18 protein-coding genes are annotated in these 17490 nt (G+C 70.8%); 13 read left to right on the top strand and 5 right to left on the bottom strand.

The genetic code is table 11. From position 1 onward, the window contains the following. Positions 1–76 precede the first annotated feature (76 nt). A complete protein-coding gene (locus G4Z16_RS05055) occupies positions 77–877 on the top strand; it encodes a class I SAM-dependent methyltransferase (protein WP_246530686.1) in 801 nt (266 codons plus the stop codon). A gap of 29 nt (positions 878–906) precedes the next feature. On the opposite strand, the gene G4Z16_RS05050 is transcribed toward G4Z16_RS05055, so the two are convergent. After that, positions 907–1911, bottom strand: a complete 1005-nt coding sequence (locus G4Z16_RS05050) for a hydroxyacid dehydrogenase (protein ID WP_197349389.1) — start codon at positions 1909–1911, stop codon at positions 907–909. A gap of 245 nt (positions 1912–2156) precedes the next feature. On the opposite strand from G4Z16_RS05050, the gene G4Z16_RS05045 reads away from it, so the two are divergent. After that, positions 2157–2504: a VOC family protein gene (locus G4Z16_RS05045; RefSeq protein ID WP_197349388.1), complete on the top strand. Its 348-nt coding sequence runs from the start codon at positions 2157–2159 to the stop codon at positions 2502–2504. A 34-nt stretch (positions 2505–2538) separates the two neighbouring features. Here the strand turns inward: G4Z16_RS05045 and G4Z16_RS05040 are convergent, their stop codons facing one another. After that, positions 2539–2958, bottom strand: coding sequence for a cytidine deaminase family protein (locus G4Z16_RS05040; RefSeq protein WP_197349387.1), 420 nt, complete (start codon positions 2956–2958; stop codon positions 2539–2541). A gap of 111 nt (positions 2959–3069) precedes the next feature. Continuing rightward, on the bottom strand, positions 3070–4068 hold the full coding sequence (locus G4Z16_RS05035) for a Gfo/Idh/MocA family protein (protein WP_197349386.1): 999 nt from the start codon (positions 4066–4068) through the stop codon (positions 3070–3072). Positions 4069–4258: 190 nt separating this feature from the next. Between G4Z16_RS05035 and G4Z16_RS05030 the strand changes: the two genes are divergently transcribed. The 10 genes from G4Z16_RS05030 to G4Z16_RS04985 all read left to right on the top strand — a co-directional run bounded on the left by G4Z16_RS05030 (position 4259) and on the right by G4Z16_RS04985 (position 14094). Beyond that, positions 4259–4981: a GntR family transcriptional regulator gene (locus tag G4Z16_RS05030; protein ID WP_281393785.1), complete on the top strand. Its 723-nt coding sequence runs from the start codon at positions 4259–4261 to the stop codon at positions 4979–4981. Between the two features lie 154 nt (positions 4982–5135). Beyond that, positions 5136–6146, top strand: a complete 1011-nt coding sequence (locus tag G4Z16_RS05025) for a sugar ABC transporter substrate-binding protein (protein WP_197349385.1) — start codon at positions 5136–5138, stop codon at positions 6144–6146. Between the two features lie 190 nt (positions 6147–6336). Next, positions 6337–7308: a sugar ABC transporter substrate-binding protein gene (locus tag G4Z16_RS05020; RefSeq protein WP_246531216.1), complete on the top strand. Its 972-nt coding sequence runs from the start codon at positions 6337–6339 to the stop codon at positions 7306–7308. Positions 7309–7457: 149 nt separating this feature from the next. After that, positions 7458–8435: an ABC transporter permease gene (locus G4Z16_RS05015; RefSeq protein WP_246531215.1), complete on the top strand. Its 978-nt coding sequence runs from the start codon at positions 7458–7460 to the stop codon at positions 8433–8435. A 44-nt stretch (positions 8436–8479) separates the two neighbouring features. Next, positions 8480–9307, top strand: coding sequence for an ATP-binding cassette domain-containing protein (locus G4Z16_RS05010; RefSeq protein ID WP_246531214.1), 828 nt, complete (start codon positions 8480–8482; stop codon positions 9305–9307). Between the two features lie 248 nt (positions 9308–9555). Beyond that, complete coding sequence (locus tag G4Z16_RS05005) at positions 9556–10710, top strand: ROK family glucokinase (protein WP_197354168.1); 1155 nt, start codon at positions 9556–9558, stop codon at positions 10708–10710. Further along, positions 10707–11270, top strand: a complete 564-nt coding sequence (locus G4Z16_RS05000; RefSeq protein ID WP_246530685.1) for a hypothetical protein — start codon at positions 10707–10709, stop codon at positions 11268–11270. Before G4Z16_RS05005 ends, G4Z16_RS05000 begins: the two co-directional genes overlap by 4 nt. A gap of 81 nt (positions 11271–11351) precedes the next feature. Next, complete coding sequence (gene pcaDC / locus G4Z16_RS04995) at positions 11352–12599, top strand: bifunctional 3-oxoadipate enol-lactonase/4-carboxymuconolactone decarboxylase PcaDC (RefSeq protein ID WP_197354166.1); 1248 nt, start codon at positions 11352–11354, stop codon at positions 12597–12599. 66 nt (positions 12600–12665) lie between these two features. Then, complete coding sequence (locus tag G4Z16_RS04990) at positions 12666–13304, top strand: MBL fold metallo-hydrolase (RefSeq protein WP_197349382.1); 639 nt, start codon at positions 12666–12668, stop codon at positions 13302–13304. 10 nt (positions 13305–13314) lie between these two features. Next, positions 13315–14094, top strand: coding sequence for an exodeoxyribonuclease III (locus G4Z16_RS04985; protein WP_197349381.1), 780 nt, complete (start codon positions 13315–13317; stop codon positions 14092–14094). 60 nt (positions 14095–14154) lie between these two features. On the opposite strand, the gene G4Z16_RS04980 is transcribed toward G4Z16_RS04985, so the two are convergent. After that, a complete protein-coding gene (locus G4Z16_RS04980; RefSeq protein WP_197349380.1) occupies positions 14155–15966 on the bottom strand; it encodes an SGNH/GDSL hydrolase family protein in 1812 nt (603 codons plus the stop codon). A gap of 197 nt (positions 15967–16163) precedes the next feature. Here G4Z16_RS04980 and G4Z16_RS04975 point away from each other — a divergent pair, with 197 nt between their 5' ends. Beyond that, on the top strand, positions 16164–16604 hold the full coding sequence (locus tag G4Z16_RS04975) for a DUF6278 family protein (RefSeq protein ID WP_197349379.1): 441 nt from the start codon (positions 16164–16166) through the stop codon (positions 16602–16604). Between the two features lie 89 nt (positions 16605–16693). Here G4Z16_RS04975 and G4Z16_RS04970 read toward each other — a convergent pair whose 3' ends face one another. Then, positions 16694–17476, bottom strand: a complete 783-nt coding sequence (locus G4Z16_RS04970; RefSeq protein WP_197349378.1) for a hypothetical protein — start codon at positions 17474–17476, stop codon at positions 16694–16696. Positions 17477–17490 lie beyond the last annotated feature (14 nt).

Here is a 17490-nt window from a genome sequence, read left to right as displayed (position 1 = left end):
TCCGGCCCGGCACTCTCGTGGGCGGTGGACCGTTCATCCGGCAGCCGCCCGCTCCGGCCCGAGGAGGGTCACGTTGGTGCCCGGACCGTTCGACGCAGCCCTCGACTCGTGGCGCGTGTGGCAGGAGAGCCCCTGGGGCCAGTTGCGGTACAGGCTCGCCGAGTTCAATCTGCAGCGCCGGCTGGAGGAGCTCGGCCCGGGGCCGTTGCGGGTGCTGGACCTCGCCGGGGCCGACGGCGGTGACGCGCTGCCGCTGCTCCGACGCGGGCACCACGTGACCATCGCCGACTTCTCCCCGGGCATGCTCGCCGCGGCGCGCGAGAGGGCTGAGCGGGACGGTACCGGCGAGCGGCTCGTCACCGTGGAGGCCGACGTGTTCGAGCTGCCCGGGGCCGTGACGGGCAGCCGCTACGACGTGGTGCTCTGCCACAACCTCCTTCAGTACCTGGACGATCCGGCGCCCGCGGTCCGCACCGCGGCTTCGCTCGTACGCGACGGCGGTGTCCTGTCCGTCATGGCGCTCAACCGGCACGCTGCGGCGCTCGGCCTCGCGGTGCGCTCGCTGGACCCGGCCGCCGCGCTCGACGCGCTGGACCGGCGCACGACACACGGCGAGACGTTCGCGACCGAACTGACGCTCCACACCGCCGAGGAGATCACGCCGCTGCTGGCCGAGTCGGGCTGCACCGGCATCGAGCACTGCGGGATCCGCAACGTCAACGATCACATCGTCGACGACTCCCGCAAGCACGACCCGGACTTCTTCTCCGCGCTGGAGGCCCTGGAACTGGCGATGACCGACCGCCATCCGTACCCGCACACAGCGAAGATCTTCCAGCTCCTGGCCCGCGTCGGGGAGCCGCCCGCCACACCCTGACCTGGGCGCTCGGTCCTCGTGGCCGCCGCTCAGGCGAGCCGGTCGTACGCCGACGCGTGGATCTCGTGCGCGAGCGGTCGGCCCTGGAGGTACGCCTCGGTCTCGTCGACGACGGTCCTGCCTTGAAGCTTGTACCCCTGCTGCGTGGCCCCGGCGATGTGCGGGGTGAGGACGACGTTCGGCAGGTCCCACAACTCGCTGTCCGCGGGCAGGGGTTCGTCGTCGAAGACGTCGAGGGAGGCGCTGAGCCGCCCCTGCCGCAGCTCCGCCGTCAGCGCGTCGGTGTCGTAGAGCGCCGAGCGTGCCGTGTTCACCAGGATGCCGCCGTCCGGGATCATCGCCAGCCGCTCCGCGCCGAGCATGCCGCGAGTCTCGTCGGTCACGGGAGCGTGCAGTGCGACGACGGGACAGGTGCGCAGCAGGGTCTCCAACGGTGTGGCGAGGACGCCCAGTTGGCGGGCCTCCTCGTCCGGGAGGTACGGGTCGTGGACGACGACGGTGGCCCCCAGGGCGCGGACCAGTTCGATGTAGACCCGCCCGACCCTGCTCGCGCCGATCACGCCGATGCGGGTGCCGGCGACGGTGCGTCCGAGGCCGGGCGACCTCGCCAGCTCCCAGTCGTGCTGCTGCCGCATGGCCTGCTCGACGATGTGCATCGAGCGCAACTGGCCGATGGTGAACCACAGAGCGGTCTCGGCGACGGAACGAGCCATGGCGGCCGAGGCATGCGTGAGCCGGATCCCGTCCGAGAGCAGGGACTTGGGCACCAGATGCCGCACGGTGCCCGCGCTGTGTGCGATGAACCACAGCCGCCACGTGTCCGCGCGGCGGGCGGGCAGGGGCGCCGATCCCCAGCCGGTGACCAGGACATCGGCCTGCAGCCGCCGCTCCGCATCACCGTCGATGCCCGGGGTGGTGCGCGTGACGGTGCCCAGGGCCTCCAGCCGTGCGAGCGACTCCGCGTCGAAGAGGCTCTCTTCCAGGGACGGGGCCAGGTCGAGGACGATCGCGGGCTCGGGGATCTCGTCGGTCATGCCGGCTGCCTTCCGCTGCGAGTGCGTCCGGGTCGGTCGAGGCGGTGACCGGCACGCCGCCGTTCACTGCCGGGCGATGCGCCTTCGCCGCTGCCCGTGTGCGGCAGGCGGCGTGAGAAGGGCGCGTGGATGCCGTGACAGTGTCGCAGGGCGCCGGGGCGGCAGGGCGGCAGCGGTTCCGCCCGGCGGCTAGGGTCCGGACATCCGTCCCCGGCCTTCCGGGCCGGCCGACCCAGGGAGCTTCGATGTCCGTCCGCCGCGTCGTACCCGACATCCGCAGCGAGGCCATGGAGGACAGCCGCGACTTCTACGGGCTGCTCGGCCTCGAGGAGGTGATGAACATGGGCTGGGTCATGACGCTCGCCTCACCGTCCAACCCCACCGCCCAGGTCATCTTCATGAGCCGCGACGAGACCGCGCCCGTCCAGCCCGACATGAGCGTCGAGGTGGACGACGTGGACGCTGTCTACGCGGCCGTCGTCGACAGCGGGGCGCAGATCGTGCACCCGTTGCAGGACGAGGAGTGGGGTGTGCGCCGCTTCTTCGTCCTGGATCCGAACGGGTGCGTGGTCAACGTGCTGAGCCATCGCTGAGGAGTTGCCGCCGAGGCGCGGGCACCGGCGGCGCTCACGGCGCTCCGTCGAGCGGGGCGGGCCACTCGTTGAAGGGCAGCAGTTCACGCAGGGGCGTGGAATTCCCCCGGCCGAGCACGACCTCGGTGCCGATGTTTCCCGGATCGATCTGCCGTACGAACTCCCTGCACCGGCCGCAGGGAGGCAGCACGTGCAGCAGCCCCTCGTCGCTGCGCCACACGGCGACGATCTTCGCGATGCGGTACTCCCGCGCGGTGACCATCGCGGCGACCGCCGCGTGCTCGGCGCAGAATCCGGTGCCGGAGCCGGTGTCGATGCACACGCCCCGGTAGACGTTTCCCGCAGCCGTCACCAGCGCCGAGCCCACGTCACCGAAGAGCCGGTCGCCCACGCGGTGCGGATTGAGCACATCTGTTGCGGCGGTGATGAGTTCGTCGTCCGAGACGGTGGCCATGCCCGGACGCTACAGCGCTCGGCACCGTGCCGCGAAGGGGTTCCCGGGCAGTGCCGGCCGGACGCCGCCCGCCCGCGGGGAGGCCGGGGGCGGCGCCCCGCCGTCAGGTCCTCAGGACAGCTCCGCCACCGCCACCGGGCGGCCCTCGCGGCGCGAGAGCTCGCACGCCTCGGCGACACGCAGCGCGGCCAACGCCTCATATCCGTCGCAGGGGTTGGGCGCCTCGCCCCGCACCGCCCGTACGAACGCGGAGAGTTCGGACTCGTACGCCGGGGCGAACCGCTCCAGGAAGCCCGGCCAGGGGGTTCCCTGCGAGGGGCCGGCCGTCGGCTCGACGGACGTCAGCGGCGTGCGGGCGTCGAGGCCGACCGCGATCTGGTCCTTCTCGCCCGCGAGTTCCATGCGCACGTCGTACCCGGCGCCGTTGACGCGGGTGGCCGTCGCCGTGCACAGCACGCCGTCGTCCAGCGTGAGCAGCACCGCGGCCGTGTCGACGTCGCCGGCCTCGCGGAACATCTCCGGGCCCGCGTCCGAGCCGGCCGCGCACACGGAGAGCACCTCTCGTCCCGTCACCCAGCGCAGCGCGTCGAAGTCGTGGACGAGGCAGTCGCGGTAGAGCCCGCCGGAGAGCGGGATGTAGGCGGCGGGCGGCGGCGCCGGATCGGAGGTGGCCGCCCGCACGGTGTGCAGCCTGCCGAGGGAGCCGGAGCGCACGGCGGCGCGTGCCGCCGCGTACCCCGCGTCGAAGCGCCGCATGAAGCCGATCTGCAGCAGGGTTCCGGCATCCTCGACCGTGCGCAGCGCGTCCATCGTGCCGGGCAGGTCGAGCGCTATCGGTTTCTCGCAGAAGACGGGAAGTCCGCGCTCGGCAGCCGCCTTGATGAGGCTCGCGTGCGACGAGGTCGCCGAGGCGATCACGACGGCGTCGAGGTCGCGGGAGAGGAGTTCGTCGGGGGACGGGGCGACTGCCGCGCCGAGGCCCTCGGCCACCTCGGCGGCGCGCGGGGCGTCGACGTCGGTGACGAGCAGCTCGCTCACCTCGGGTTCGCCGCTGAGAGTGCGGGCGTGGAAGGTGCCGATCCGGCCGGTGCCGATGAGTCCGATGCGCATGTGGGTACGTTCGCCTGCCGGTTCGAGAGCTGTCAATACTTTGTCAGGACAATTGGACGAACCACGAGGAGGGACGGGTTCGCTACGTTCTGCTTTGTCCGGACAACCGAACTTACGCCTTCCGGTGGACCGCCCCGCCCACTACGCTCCCCCCGTGGCAAAGAATGATCCGGTGGACCTCGAGTTCAGCGTGGACCGCAGCAGTCCCGTCCCGCTGTACTTCCAGCTCGCCCAACAGCTCGAGACCGCCATCGAACGCGGCAAACTCTCCCCCGGCAGCCTGCTCGGCAACGAGATCGAGCTCGCGGGGCGGCTGGGTCTGTCCCGTCCCACGGTGCGCCAGGCCATCCAGTCGCTCGTCGACAAGGGCCTGCTGGTGCGCCGCCGAGGCATCGGCACCCAGGTCGTGCACAGTCAGGTCCGGCGTCCGCTGGAGCTGAGCAGCCTCTACGACGATCTGGAGGCGGCCGGCCAGCGCCCGGCCACGCAGCTGCTGCGCTACGAGAAGGAAGAGGCGACGGCCGAGGTCGCCGCCGCGCTGGCCGTCGCTCAGGGGGCCCAGGTTCGCCGGGTGGAGCGGCTCCGGCTGACCCACGGCGAGCCCATGGCGTTCCTCCGCAACCACCTGCCCGGCGACCTGCTGCAGGGGGAGAGTGGCGAGGAGCTCGAAACGACGGGCCTCTACCGGCTGATGAGGGGCCTCGGTGTCACGCTGCACAGCGCGCGCCAGTCCGTCGGCGCCCGGGCCGCCACGGCGGAGGAGGCGAAGCTGCTGGGGGAGGACGCGGGCGCTCCGCTGCTGACGATGGAGCGGACGACCTTCGACGACACCGGCCGTCCCGTCGAGTACGCCTCGCACCTGTACCGGGCCTCGCGCTACGCCTTCGACTTCCAGCTGCTCGTCCGGTCCTGAGCCGGGAGCACATCCGCGCAGGCCCGTCCGCGCGCCGTCGCAGGCGGGGCCGGATGCGTGACGGCGACGCCAAAGTTTGTTCGGACAAACTCTCATGGAGAATGTTCGGACAAAGTATTGACGGCCCGCTCCGGGCACGGCTAGAACTCCGCTCATGGTCCTTCGGCGTAGAGCACGTAGAGCGACAACGGTGGCGGCAGTCCTGACGAGCGCGGCCCTCCTCGCGGCCGGCTGCAGCAGCTCCGGCGGCAAGAGTGGCGAGGAGCAGAGCAACGGCGCGGGCGGCGGCAAGGGCGTCAACACCCCGCGTATGACGATCGCGATGGTCTCCCACTCCGGGGACGGTGACACCTTCTGGGACATCGTGCAGAGCGGCGCGAAGGACGCGGCCCGCAAGGACAACGTCCAGTTCGACTACTCGCACGACGAGGAGGCGGGCCGCCAGGCGCAGCTCGTGAAGTCGGCCATCGACAAGAAGGTGGACGGGCTGATCGTCACGCTCGCCAAGCCCGACGCGATGAAGGGCGTGGTGAAGAAGGCGGTCAAGGCCGGGATCCCGGTCATCACCATCAACTCCGGCGGTCAGTTCTCCTCCGAGCTCGGTGCCCTCTCGCACATCGGCCAGGACGAGGCGATCGCGGGTGAGGCCGTCGGCGACGAACTGAACAAGCGCGACCGCAAGAAGGCGATCTGCGTCATCCACGAGCAGGGCAACGTCTCGCTCGAGGAGCGCTGCGACGGTGCGAAGAAGACCTTCGACGGGGAGATGAGCACGCTCAACGTGGACGGCACGAACATGCCGGACGTGCAGTCCTCCGTCGAGGCCAAGCTCCAGTCGGACGACGACATCGACACCGTTCTCACGCTCGGCGCCCCGTTCGCCGCCACCTCGGCGAAGGCCAAGGAGAAGGCGGGCAGCAAGGCGGAGATCGACACCTTCGACCTCAACGCGCAGGTCGTGAAGGGTCTGAAGGACAAGAGCTTCGGCTTCGCCGTGGACCAGCAGCCCTATCTCCAGGGCTACGAGGCCGTCGACGCGCTGTGGCTGCACGCCTACAACGCCAACGAGCTCGGCGGAGGCAAGCCCGTCCTGACCGGCCCGCAGGTCGTCACGGACAAGGACGTGCCGCGGCTGGAGAAGTACACCAAGCGCGGAACCCGGTGAACTTCCCCCGCGGGCAGGCCCCCGATACTGGCGCGGACGTCCGCGCCGGTACGGGGTGCCTCCGCGGGCGCCGCGACGAACAGAAACACCCGTACCGAGAGGTCAGCAGTACGTGTTCAGGCTGGGAAGGTTCCGCCGGAACCGCGCGACAGCGCGCGCGACCCGCACCGCGACGGCAGCGGCCGTCCTCGTGTCCGTCGGGCTCGCGTCCGTCGGACTCGCGGGGTGCAGCAGCACCGGCGGAAAGCGGGCGGAGGAGGAGCGCAACGCGGCGGTCTCGGGGGACGCCGCGGTCGGTACTCCCCGCTGGAAGATCGCCATGGTGAGCCACTCCGGCGAGGGTGACACCTTCTGGGACATCGTCCAGAGCGGTGCCAAGCAGGCTGCCGCCAAGGACAACATCGAGTTCCACTACTCGCACGACAAGGAGGCGGGCCGCCAGGCGCAGCTCGTGAAGGCCGCCGTCGACAACGACGTGGACGGCCTGATCGTCTCCCTCGCGAAGCCGGACGCGATGAAGGGGGCGATCAAGAAGGCCGTCAAGGCCGGCATCCCCGTCGTCACCGTCAACTCCGGTCAGGACAAGTCCGAGGAGTACGGCGCGCTCGCACACATCGGCCAGGACGAGGTCCTCGCGGGTGAGGCCGTCGGGCGGGAGCTGAACGAGCGCGGCCGCAAGAAGGCCGTGTGCCTCCTGCACGAGCAGGGCAACGTCGGCCACGAGGAACGCTGCCGCGGGGTGCGCAAGACCTTCGACGGCAAGGTGCGCAACCTGCACGCCGACGGTACGAACATGCCCGCCGTCGAGTCCTCCCTGGAGGCGGAACTCCAGTCGGACCGCGAGATCGACACCGTCGTGACGCTCGGCGCGCCCTTCGCTCCCACCGCGGTCAAGGCCGCCGAGGGCGCGGGCAGCAAGGCGGAGACCGTCACCTTCGACCTCAACGACCAGGCGGCCAGGGAACTCAAGGACGGGTCGATCGGATTCGCCGTGGACCAGCAGCCGTACCTGCAGGGCTACGAGGCGGTCGACCTGCTCTGGCTGGAGCGCTACAACGCCAACATGCTGGGCGGCGGCGAGCCCGTGCTGACCGGCCCGCAGATCCTCACGAAGAAGGACGCATCCACCTTGCAGAAGTACACGAAGCGGGGAACGCGATGACGGCTGCATCCACACCCACACCACCCGACGCCCCCGAGGCGGCCGGAGGCGGCACGGCCACGGAGGCACAGCCGGACAAGAGCCCGGGAGACTCCGCGCAGGCCGGGAAGAGCGACGAGCGCCTGGTCCACCGGCCGCTGCTCCAGCGGATGCTGGGGCGGCCCGAACTCGGCGCCGTCGTCGGTGCGATCGCCGTCTTCGTCGTCTTCTCGGTGGTCGCCGACAGCTTCCTGCGCGCCTCCAGCCTCTCCACCGTGCTCTACGCCTCCTCCACCCTGGGGATCATGGCGGTACCGGTGGCGCTGCTGATGATCGGCGGCGAGTTCGACCTGTCGACCGGCGTGATGGTCACCAGCTCCTCGCTGGTCTCCTCGATGTTCAGCTACCAGATGACGGCCAACGTCTGGGTCGGCGTCGGTGTCTCGCTGCTGGTCACGCTCGGCATCGGCCTGTTCAACGGCTACATGCTCGTCCGCACGAAGCTGCCGAGCTTCATCATCACGCTCGGCACGTTCCTGATGCTGACGGGGCTCAACCTCGGCCTGACCAAACTGATCAGCGGCACCGTCTCCACCAAGACGATCTCCGACATGGAGGGCTTCGCCTCGGCCAAGGCGCTCTTCGCGTCCGAGCTGACCATCGGGTCCGCCGACATCCAGGTCACCGTCGTGTGGTGGCTGGCTCTGGTGGCCCTGGCGACGTGGCTGCTGCTGCGTACGAAGGCCGGGAACTGGATCTTCGCGGTCGGCGGCGGCGAGCACACCGCACGCGCCGTGGGCGTTCCCGTCGCCCGCACCAAGATCGGTCTGTATCTCGGGGTGGCGCTGGGCGCCTGGATATCCGGCCAGCATCTGCTGTTCAACTACGACGTGGTCCAGTCCGGCGAGGGCGTCGGCAACGAGCTGATCTACATCGCCGCGGCCGTCATCGGCGGCTGCCTGCTGACCGGCGGCTACGGCTCGGCGGTCGGTGCCGCCGTGGGCGCGTTCATCTTCGGCATGACGAGCAAGGGCATCGTGTACGCGCAGTGGGAGCCCGACTGGTTCAAGTTCTTCCTCGGGGCGATGCTGCTCGTCGCCGTCCTGCTGAACGCGTGGATACGCAAGCGTGCGGAGGCGAGCCGATGACCACGGACAAGGGCACGGACACGGGGAAGGACGCCGGGACGGACATGGACGGCGACAGCGCACCCCGGGACGCGGTGACGACCCCGCTCGTGGAACTGGAGGGAGTCAGCAAGTTCTACGGCAACATCCGCGCGCTGGAGGAGGTCTCCCTGCAGGTCCACGCGGGCGAGATCACCTGCGTGCTCGGAGACAACGGGGCCGGCAAGTCGACGCTCATCAAGATCGTCGCGGGGCTGCACCAGCACGACGCGGGCACCTTCCGCGTCAACGGTCAGGAGACCCGGCTCTCCTCACCCCGCGAGGCTCTGGACCGCGGCATCGCGACCGTCTACCAGGATCTCGCCGTCGTCCCGCTGATGCCGGTCTGGCGCAACTTCTTCCTCGGCTCGGAACCGACCAAGGGCCGGGGCCCCTTCGCCCGGCTCGACGTGGAGCACATGCGGCGCACCACCCACAGCGAACTGCTGCGGATGGGCATCGACCTGCGCGACGTCGACCAGCCCATCGGCACCCTGTCCGGCGGCGAGCGGCAGTGCGTGGCGATCGCGCGCGCCGTGTACTTCGGCGCGAAGGTCCTGGTGCTGGACGAGCCGACGGCGGCCCTGGGCGTGAAGCAGTCCGGCGTCGTGCTGAAGTACGTCGCCGCGGCTCGCGACGCCGGCCTGGGCGTGGTGCTGATCACGCACAATCCCCACCACGCCTATCTGGTGGGGGACCGCTTCGTACTGCTCAAGCGGGGTGCGATGGCCGGCAGCCACCACAAGGACGGTCTGCAGCTGGAGGAGCTGACACGGCAGATGTCCGGCGGCAGCGAGCTGGAACAGCTCAGCCACGAGCTGGAGCGCGCGCCGGTCCCGCAGCATCTGAAGTGAGTGCGCGCATCTGAAGCGAGCGCGGCGGCGGGGGCACCGTCGGCGGCCGGGACACCGGCACGCGTCGGAGGCCTCAGGCCCTTCGCGTCCTCCCTGGTCAGAGGCGCGTGGCTTCGCGACCTCGCGCGGTAAGGCAGAATCGGCCTGTGGGCCGGGGTACGGGCTCACCGTCCCGCCCGGCCCACTGACCGACCGACCCGTGGCCCAGAGCCAGCAGCCGCGCACAGAGGAAAGGCCGCGCAGTGAGCATGTACCGAGAGCGCGCGGACCGGGACCGTCTCTACCGCCGGTCCGCGCCGAGCGCCAGCGTCCTGCGTACGGTCAGCACCCGCGAGCGGCGCTCGCCGCTGTCCGCGCCCCGGGTCCCCACGGTCGGCATCGACATCGGCGGCACGAAGGTGATGGCGGGCGTCGTCGACGCCGACGGCCAGATCCTGGAGCAGGTGCGGGCCGAGACTCCCGAGAAGTCCAAGAGCCCCAGGGTCGTCGAGGACACCATCGCCGAGCTCGTCCTGGACCTCTCCGACCGCCACGACGTGCACGCCGTGGGCATCGGCGCCGCCGGCTGGGTGGACGCCGACCGCTCCCGCGTCCTGTTCGCACCGCACCTGGCCTGGCGGGACGAACCCCTCAAGGACGCCCTCACCGCACGTCTCGCCGTCCCCGTCATGGTCGACAACGACGCCAACACCGCCGCGTGGGGCGAGTGGCGCTTCGGCGCCGGACGGGGCGAGGACCACCTCGTGATGATCACCCTCGGTACGGGCATCGGCGGCGCCATCCTGGAGAACGGCCGCGTCAAGCGCGGAAAGTACGGAGTGGCGGGCGAGTTCGGGCACATGCAGGTCGTGCCGGGCGGGCACCGCTGCCCCTGCGGCAACCGCGGCTGCTGGGAGCAGTACAGCTCGGGGAACGCCCTGGTGCGCGAGGCCCGCGAGCTGGCCGTCGCCGAGTCTCCCGTCGCGTACGGGATCATCGAGCGCGTCGGCGGTCACGTCTCGGAGATCACCGGTCCGCTCATCACCGAGCTTGCCCGTGACGGCGACGCCATGTGCACCGAGCTGCTCCAGGACATCGGGCACTGGCTCGGCGTCGGCATCGCGAACCTCGCCGCGGCCCTCGACCCCGGCGGCTTCGTTATCGGCGGCGGTGTCAGCGCCGCCGACGAACTGCTCATCGACCCGGCACGTGAGGCGTTCAAGCGCCATCTGACGGGTCGCGGATACCGGCCGGAGGCCACCATCGCCAAGGCACAGCTCGGACCCGAAGCGGGCATGGTCGGAGCCGCCGACCTCGCGCGTCTCGTGGCCCGCCGATTCAGGCGCGCCAACCGGCGCCGACTCGAGAGATACGAGCGCTATGAACGCGCCGCCGACAATCTGCGCCGGGCGGTGGGCCAGTGACGACCACCGCGCCCCAGAACGTGCGCCCGTCGCAGCGGCCGCCGCACCGCCCGCGCCACCGGCTCCTCACCCTGCTGATAGTGGTACTGCTGATCGCGGTACCGGCGGGATACCTGGTCAAGTCGGCGTTCACGAGCCGCGACAGCGGTGAGCAGAAGGAGCGCATCGCGGCTGCGACCAACCTCACCTACGGCTGGCCGAGCAAGGTGCAGCGCAACGTCTACGACGTGCCCCTGCCGTCGAGTTCCAGCCACTACGCCTTCTACGAGGCGAACTCCTGGCAGACCAGCACGCTCTACGTGCAGTTCCGGCTCCCGGAGAAGAAGCTCGACGATTTTCTCGAAGACGTCGGTACCAGCTCTTCCGCACTGAGGTCCGGACACGTCACCATCGGCGACAGGTATGCCGAGAGGATCGGCTGGGATCTGAAGAAGCAGGGACACGACTACGCTGGCACCACGTTCCGGCAGGACGGCAGCCGTCCGGACGTGGCGATCACCGTCGACCGCACGTACGAGAGCATGCCGCGTGTATATGTCGTGTCCACCGTGAAGTTCTGATGTACGGAGCAATGCCCCCGTGGTCGCGCCCCACGGATTGCTGGGTAGCGTGGCCGCGTGAGCGAGAAGCAGAGTGACCGGATGTTGCAACACCGCCTGGACGGCCCCGACGACGCCCCCGTGCTCGTGCTCGGTCCGGCCCTCGGAACGACATGGCACATGTGGGACCGGCAGATACCGGAACTGACCCGCAACTGGCGCGTTCTCCGTTTCGACCTGCCCGGTCACGGCGGAGCCCCCGCCCACCCCGCGGACTCGGCGACGTCGCTCGCCGAGCGCGTTCTGGCCACGCTCGACTCCCTCGGCATCCAGCGCTTCGGCTTCGCCGGGTGCTCCATAGGCGGTGCCGTCGGCATCCAGCTCGGGCTGCTGGCCCGCGAGAGGCTCTCCTCGCTCGCCCTGATCTCCACCTCCTCCCGCTTCGGCACCGCCGACGCCTGGAGGCAGCGCGGCGTCGTCGTCCGCACCAACGGGCTCGACCCCATCGCCCGCTCCACGCCGGAGCGGTGGTTCACCGAAACGTTCATCGAGGCGCAGCCCGCCATCGTGGAGTGGGCCGTGCAGATGGTCCGCACGACCGACCCCGGCTGCTACATCGCGGCCTGCGAGGTGCTCGCCGCCTTCGACGTACGCAGCGACCTTGGCAGCATCGGCGTTCCGACGCTGGTCGTCGCGGGTGCCGAGGACGAGGCGACACCGCCCGCCGACGCCCGCGCCCTCGTCGCCGGTATCCCGGACGCGAGACTGGCGATAGTGCCCGGAGCGTCGCACCTGACGCCCGTCGAACAGCCGGGCGCCGTCACCGAGTTGATCATCAGGCACTTCACCACCAGCTGGCAGGAGTCGCCCGCGGGCCCGCCCGCCCCCGCCCCCGTGATCACTCCCGCACCGGTCAGGCCCACCGGGGCCGTCGCGGAGCTGGAGTCCGCGGATCTGGTCGCCGCCCGCGGCGACAGCTACGACGCCGGGATGAAGGTCCGGCGCGAGGTCCTCGGAGACGCGCACGTGGACCGGGCGCAGGAGAACGCGGACGACTTCACCCAGGACTTCCAGGACTTCGTCACGCGCTATGCCTGGGGCGAGGTGTGGACCCGGCCGGGCATCGACCGACGGACGCGCAGCGTGATCACCCTCACCGCGCTCGTCGCCCGGGGCCACTTCGACGAGCTGACCTTCCACATCCGGGCGGCCCTGCGCAACGGACTCACCCCGGAGGAGATCAAGGAAGTCCTCCTCCAGACCGCCGTCTACACGGGCGTCCCGGCAGCGAACTCCGCGTTCGCCGTCGCCCAGGGCGTGATCCGGGAGGAGACCACGCCCGACGAGTAGAGCACGCGTCGCGGGGAGGTCCGCACGTCGGCGGAACCTCCGCGCACAGCAGGCACAATGGCCCCCATGGAGCTGATCAAGAAGGGCCACGCCTGCGTACGGGTCGAGAAGGACGGACGCACGCTCGTCATCGATCCCGGAGGCTTCAGCGAGGGCGACGCCGCCGTCGGAGCCGATGCGGTGCTGGTCACCCACGAGCACCCGGACCACTTCGACGAGGGCAGGCTGCGCGCCGCCATGGAGGCCAACCCGGCCGCGGAGATCTGGGCGCCGCGCAGCGTGTCGGAGAGGATCTCCACCACCTTTCCCGGCCGCGTGCACACGGTCGGGGAGGGCGACACCGTCGACGCCGCCGGCTTCGGGGTCGAGGTCCACGGGCAGCTGCACGCCGTCATCCACCCCGACATTCCGCGGATCGCCAACTGCGGCTACGTCGTGGACGGTTCCCTCTTCCACCCCGGCGACGCCCTGACCGTGCCGGGCCGCCCGGTGGACACCCTGCTGCTGCCGGTGCACGCGCCGTGGAGCAAGGTCTCCGAGGTCATCGACTATCTGCGCGAAGTGGCGCCGCGCCGCGCCTTCGACGTGCACGACGGACTCCTCGCGGACCAGGCACGGCCCGTCTACGACCGGCTGATCGGCGACCTGGGAGGCGTGGAGCACGGCCGACTGGCCCCCGGCGAGAGTGTCGGTGTCGCGCGGTAGATTTCACGGCATGCGTATCGCGACCTGGAACGTCAATTCCGTCGGTGCTCGTCTGCCGCGGCTGCTGGAGTGGCTGGAGTCCTCCGGCCCCGATGTGATCTGCCTCCAGGAGCTGAAGTGCTCCGCCGAGGCCTTCCCCTCCGCCGAGGTCAAGGCGCTGGGTTACGAGTCGCTGGTCAACGGCGACGGCCGGTGGAACGGGGTCGCGGTGCTCTCCCGCGTCGGCCTGGCCGACACCGTCATCGGCCTGCCCGAGGGCCCGGCGTACGACGGCGGCCAGGAGTCACGCGCCGCCGCGGCGACGTGCGGCGGTGTGCGCGTGTGGTCGGTCTACGTGCCCAACGGGCGCGAGGTCGGCCACCCGCACTACGACTACAAGCTGCAGTGGCTGGAGGCGCTCCGCCGGACCGCCCGGCACGAGGTGTCCGGCGACCTCCCCTTCGCGATACTCGGCGACTACAACATCGCCCCCACCGACGAGGACGTCTACGACCGGTCCGTCTTCGAGGGCTCCACGCACGTCACCGAGCCGGAGCGGGCCGCGCTGAAGGCGCTGCGCCAGGAGGGCCTGTCCGACGTGATGCCCCGCGCCCTCAAGTACGACCACCCGTACACGTACTGGGACTACCGGCAGCTGTGCTTTCCCAAGAACCGGGGCATGCGCATCGACCTCGTCTACGGCAACGCCCCCTTCGCGGCCGCCGTGAAGGACTCCTACGTCGACCGGGAGGCACGCAAGGGCAAGGGAGCCTCCGACCACGCCCCCGTCGTCGTCGACCTGGACATCTGACCGGACGGGAGAAGGGGCGCCCGCGGGCGGTTCCGCGTGACGCCCCTTCCCGGCCAGTGCCTAGGGCACGAGCTTCTTCAGCTCCACCGACTCGCCCATCGCCTTGTATCCCGCGTCGCCCGGGTGCAGATGGTCCCCGCTGTCGTACGCGGGCAGCATCCGCTGCGGGCGCGCCGGGTCCCGTACGACCGCGTCGAAGTCGAGCACCGCGTCGAAGGTTCCCTTGTTGTCGCGGACGAAGGCGTTGACGGCGCTGCGCTTGGCCTCGACCTCCGGGAAGCAGTCCTTGTAGCCCTCACAGGGCGTCAGCGTGGCCCCGACGACGCGCAGTCCGCGCTCGTGCGCGCGGCGGGCGACCTCCTTCAGGCCCGCGATGACCTCCTCCGCCGAGGCGCCCCACCGCACGTCGTTGATGCCTTCGAAGACGACGACGGTGTGTGCGTTCGTGTGCGCCAGCACGTCACGCTCCAGCCGGTGCAGGGCGCTGACGCCGCCGGTGTCGTCGCTGACTCCGTCGCCGGGGTAGCGGTCGGAGACGACGCGGTTGGCGGAGATCCCCTGGTTGAGCACTCCGTACTTCGGCACCTCCTGCTGCGCGCGCAGCCGCCGCGCCAGCACGTCCGGCCAGCGCCGGTTGGTGTCCGTCGTGGAGCGCACCCCGTCGGTGATGGAGTCACCGAACGCGACGACGGATCCGGGGCCGCCCCGCACGTCGACGCCCGTCAGGAAGGGCCACACCTCCAACGAGCCCGTGAAGGCGGCCCCTTCCTGGTCTCCCGTGCGGTCACCGCTGCCACTGGCGCTGACGTAGCTGCGCTGGCTGGTCGCGCTGTGCACCGGCGCGGCCGCCACAGGACCCGGCAGATGGATGCTCACCAGCAGATTGCTGTCCGCGGGCACCTGGAAGCCGACCGGATCGCTCACCGCGTGCGCCCCCGCGGGCATCACCACACCGTCACGGCCGCCGAATTGCAGCTTCACCGGCCGCCCCCTGCCGGTGGCGCCCTCGCTCTGCACGACGACGGAGGCCCGCCCGATCTCGACCGGCGCCGAGGCGAAGGTGTTCGCCAGCCGGATCCGCGTGCGCGAGCCGCCGGCGGAGGTGTGCACGACGAGACGGAGCGTCTGATCCGTCCAGGGGCCGACGGTGGTGTAGCCGGCGGTGCTCGTGGTCCAGCTCCCCGTCCATGCCGGTTCCTGCCGCCGTACCGACGCGGCGAAGACGTGCAGATCGCTTTCCGGACCCGCGTCGCGCGGAAGGGTCACCGACCGGACGGAGCGGCCCTCGCGGACCGGAACGGTCACCGCGTACAGCTTGGCCTTCTCCGTCAGGGGCGTGCCGGAGCGGGTGTTGATGTGCGGCAGGGCGACGGCCTTCGTCGCGAGGGGACCGCCGCGCCAGTCGGGAGCGTTCAGCGTGTACGTGGACGAGGAGCCGTCCCAGTAGCGGATGGTGCCCGTGCCGGTGACGCCCGCGCCGGGGCCGCCGCTGCGGGAGGTGCCAGCGACCAGTAACGACACCGCGTTTCCGGATCCGCTGACCCGGACCTGCTGCCCGTCGGCGCGTACGTTGTCGGGCCGTCCCGGCTGCGTGTGGGGCCAGCGCAGTGCTGCGGAGTCGAGCCCGAGCAGGCGGCCGGGCTCCCAGCCGGCGGCCTTGAGGTCTTGCGCGGAGAGGGAGTTGCCCGCCCCGTCGAAGTCGGCCTCACCCGGACGTGCGTCGTCGCTCACCGCCCGGTTGTCGAAGAGCCGCTCCAGAGGGAGCGGCTCTTCGTCGGTCGTTGTCGTGCGGTCTTCCGCGACCGCTACCGCGGGGGCACCCGCGAGGGTCAGCAGGATCACGAGGGGAACACTCCACAGACGTCTGCGCACGCCGACGGTCCTCTCTCTTCGTCCGGCACCAACACCCTTTCCGCGCGCCCCGATTCGACCGAGGCCCGGTGAAGGTAGAGAGACGGCAAAGCGGCGTCAAGGTGTCCAGTCGGGACACCCACCGTTTTTTCCGCACGCCTGTCGATGCACAGCGTGCCTGTGGTGCTCGCCCATGTGGGGATGACACTCTGAACCGCATGAACATCCCCTTCCTGGACAACTGGCGTAAGCGGCACGGCGACGCGCAGAACGCCTCGATCGCGGACGCGGTGTCCAGCGACCCGGAGGGCGCCGCGCAGCTTCTCTCGGAATGCGAACTGCTGCGGCACCACGCGGGGGACGCGGGAGTCGAACTCGACGACACGGCCGAGTCGTTGGCGGCCCTTGACCAGCTCCTGCCGCGCTGGCGCGAGGACCCGGAGATCACACCGTGGCTCGGCAGCGACGCGGGCCTGTACCTGGGAACGGTCCTCGTACGCACGGTCGCCGGCGCCGAGTGGCGGCTGCGGCAGGACGGTCAGCCGGTGGTGCGGCTCGGTTCGGGCCGGGAGCTGGACGTCCTGGAGGAAGGGGCCTCGTGGGCGGAGACCGGCACTCCGGAGCTGTCGCAGCTGTATGCGGAGTTCTCCGAGGTGTGAGCCCGATCGCGAGCCGGGGGACGCCGCACTTTCCCGAATCGAGGTGCGGGGGCGTGCGGGCCGTGGGTGGTCCTGGCGCTCCCGGTGCTTCAGCTCTTCGCCCGGTGGCTGCCGCGACGTCCGCCTGAGTCCGGATCGGCGGCGGCGGAGACCGGCGGCGCGGTCGCGGCGCGGGTGACGTCGGCGACGAGCTCGACCACGTCCGCCCCGTACGCCTGGGAGTTGACGACCCTCAGCAGCACGCAGAAGTTCCCGTTGGCCCCGTACTTGCGCGTCAGCTGGTCCTGGTTCCGGGCCAGATACCGAGCGGCGGCCTGGTTGGTGACGGAACGCTGTCCGCACAGGAGGAACACGGGGCGGGCGGCGTCGCTCTGCCCGGCGGTGAGGCGGGCGAGCAGCACGTGCTCGCGCACGCCCGGCTCCAGCAGATGACGCTCGCCGCCGATGGTGAACGCGCCCCGGTCCGGGCTGCTGCCGGTCTCGGTGTCGATGTGGACGCCCGGCAGCAGGGACTGCAGATGGGCCGCCATGCGCCGGTTCGAGACGGGCCCGCCGATGCAGAACTCGGTGCGTTCCCCGAAGCCCTGCTGCGCCATGTCGTGGGATATGACGTCCGCGTTCGCTCCGCACTCCTTGACGACGGCGGACAGCTCCAGCAGCGCGAAGACGTCGTTGCGGGCGACCGACCACTCGGCGGTGGCCGCGTCCCGGTTGACGACCATCAGGCACTCGGAGTGGTGCGGCAGTCCGAAGAACCGCTGCTTGCGGCTCAATCCGCGCTGCGCCAGATAATTGCGCGCGAACCAGCCCAGCGCGACGGCGAGCGCCACCGCGACGACACCCAGCACGAGAGCAGGCAGGTTCACCGTCATGGTGCGGCAGCGTA

This window comes from Streptomyces bathyalis (genome assembly GCF_015910445.1).
GTDB lineage: Bacteria > Actinomycetota > Actinomycetes > Streptomycetales > Streptomycetaceae > Streptomyces > Streptomyces bathyalis.
Note: the sequence above shows the minus strand (reverse complement) of the source record. Positions and strands in the feature narration are given on the sequence as shown.

Coding starts and splice junctions, on each gene's coding strand:
- G4Z16_RS05050 (WP_197349389.1), bottom strand. CDS start 1,911: ATGACCGACGAGATCCCCGAGCCCGCGATCGTCCTCGACCTGGCCCCG.
- G4Z16_RS05045 (WP_197349388.1), top strand. CDS start 2,157: ATGTCCGTCCGCCGCGTCGTACCCGACATCCGCAGCGAGGCCATGGAG.
- G4Z16_RS05040 (WP_197349387.1), bottom strand. CDS start 2,958: ATGGCCACCGTCTCGGACGACGAACTCATCACCGCCGCAACAGATGTG.
- G4Z16_RS05035 (WP_197349386.1), bottom strand. CDS start 4,068: ATGCGCATCGGACTCATCGGCACCGGCCGGATCGGCACCTTCCACGCC.
- G4Z16_RS05025 (WP_197349385.1), top strand. CDS start 5,136: ATGGTCCTTCGGCGTAGAGCACGTAGAGCGACAACGGTGGCGGCAGTC.
- G4Z16_RS05015 (WP_246531215.1), top strand. CDS start 7,458: ATGCTGGGGCGGCCCGAACTCGGCGCCGTCGTCGGTGCGATCGCCGTC.
- G4Z16_RS05010 (WP_246531214.1), top strand. CDS start 8,480: ATGGACGGCGACAGCGCACCCCGGGACGCGGTGACGACCCCGCTCGTG.
- G4Z16_RS05005 (WP_197354168.1), top strand. CDS start 9,556: ATGTACCGAGAGCGCGCGGACCGGGACCGTCTCTACCGCCGGTCCGCG.
- pcaDC (WP_197354166.1), top strand. CDS start 11,352: ATGTTGCAACACCGCCTGGACGGCCCCGACGACGCCCCCGTGCTCGTG.
- G4Z16_RS04990 (WP_197349382.1), top strand. CDS start 12,666: ATGGAGCTGATCAAGAAGGGCCACGCCTGCGTACGGGTCGAGAAGGAC.
- G4Z16_RS04985 (WP_197349381.1), top strand. CDS start 13,315: ATGCGTATCGCGACCTGGAACGTCAATTCCGTCGGTGCTCGTCTGCCG.
- G4Z16_RS04975 (WP_197349379.1), top strand. CDS start 16,164: ATGAACATCCCCTTCCTGGACAACTGGCGTAAGCGGCACGGCGACGCG.
- G4Z16_RS04970 (WP_197349378.1), bottom strand. CDS start 17,476: ATGACGGTGAACCTGCCTGCTCTCGTGCTGGGTGTCGTCGCGGTGGCG.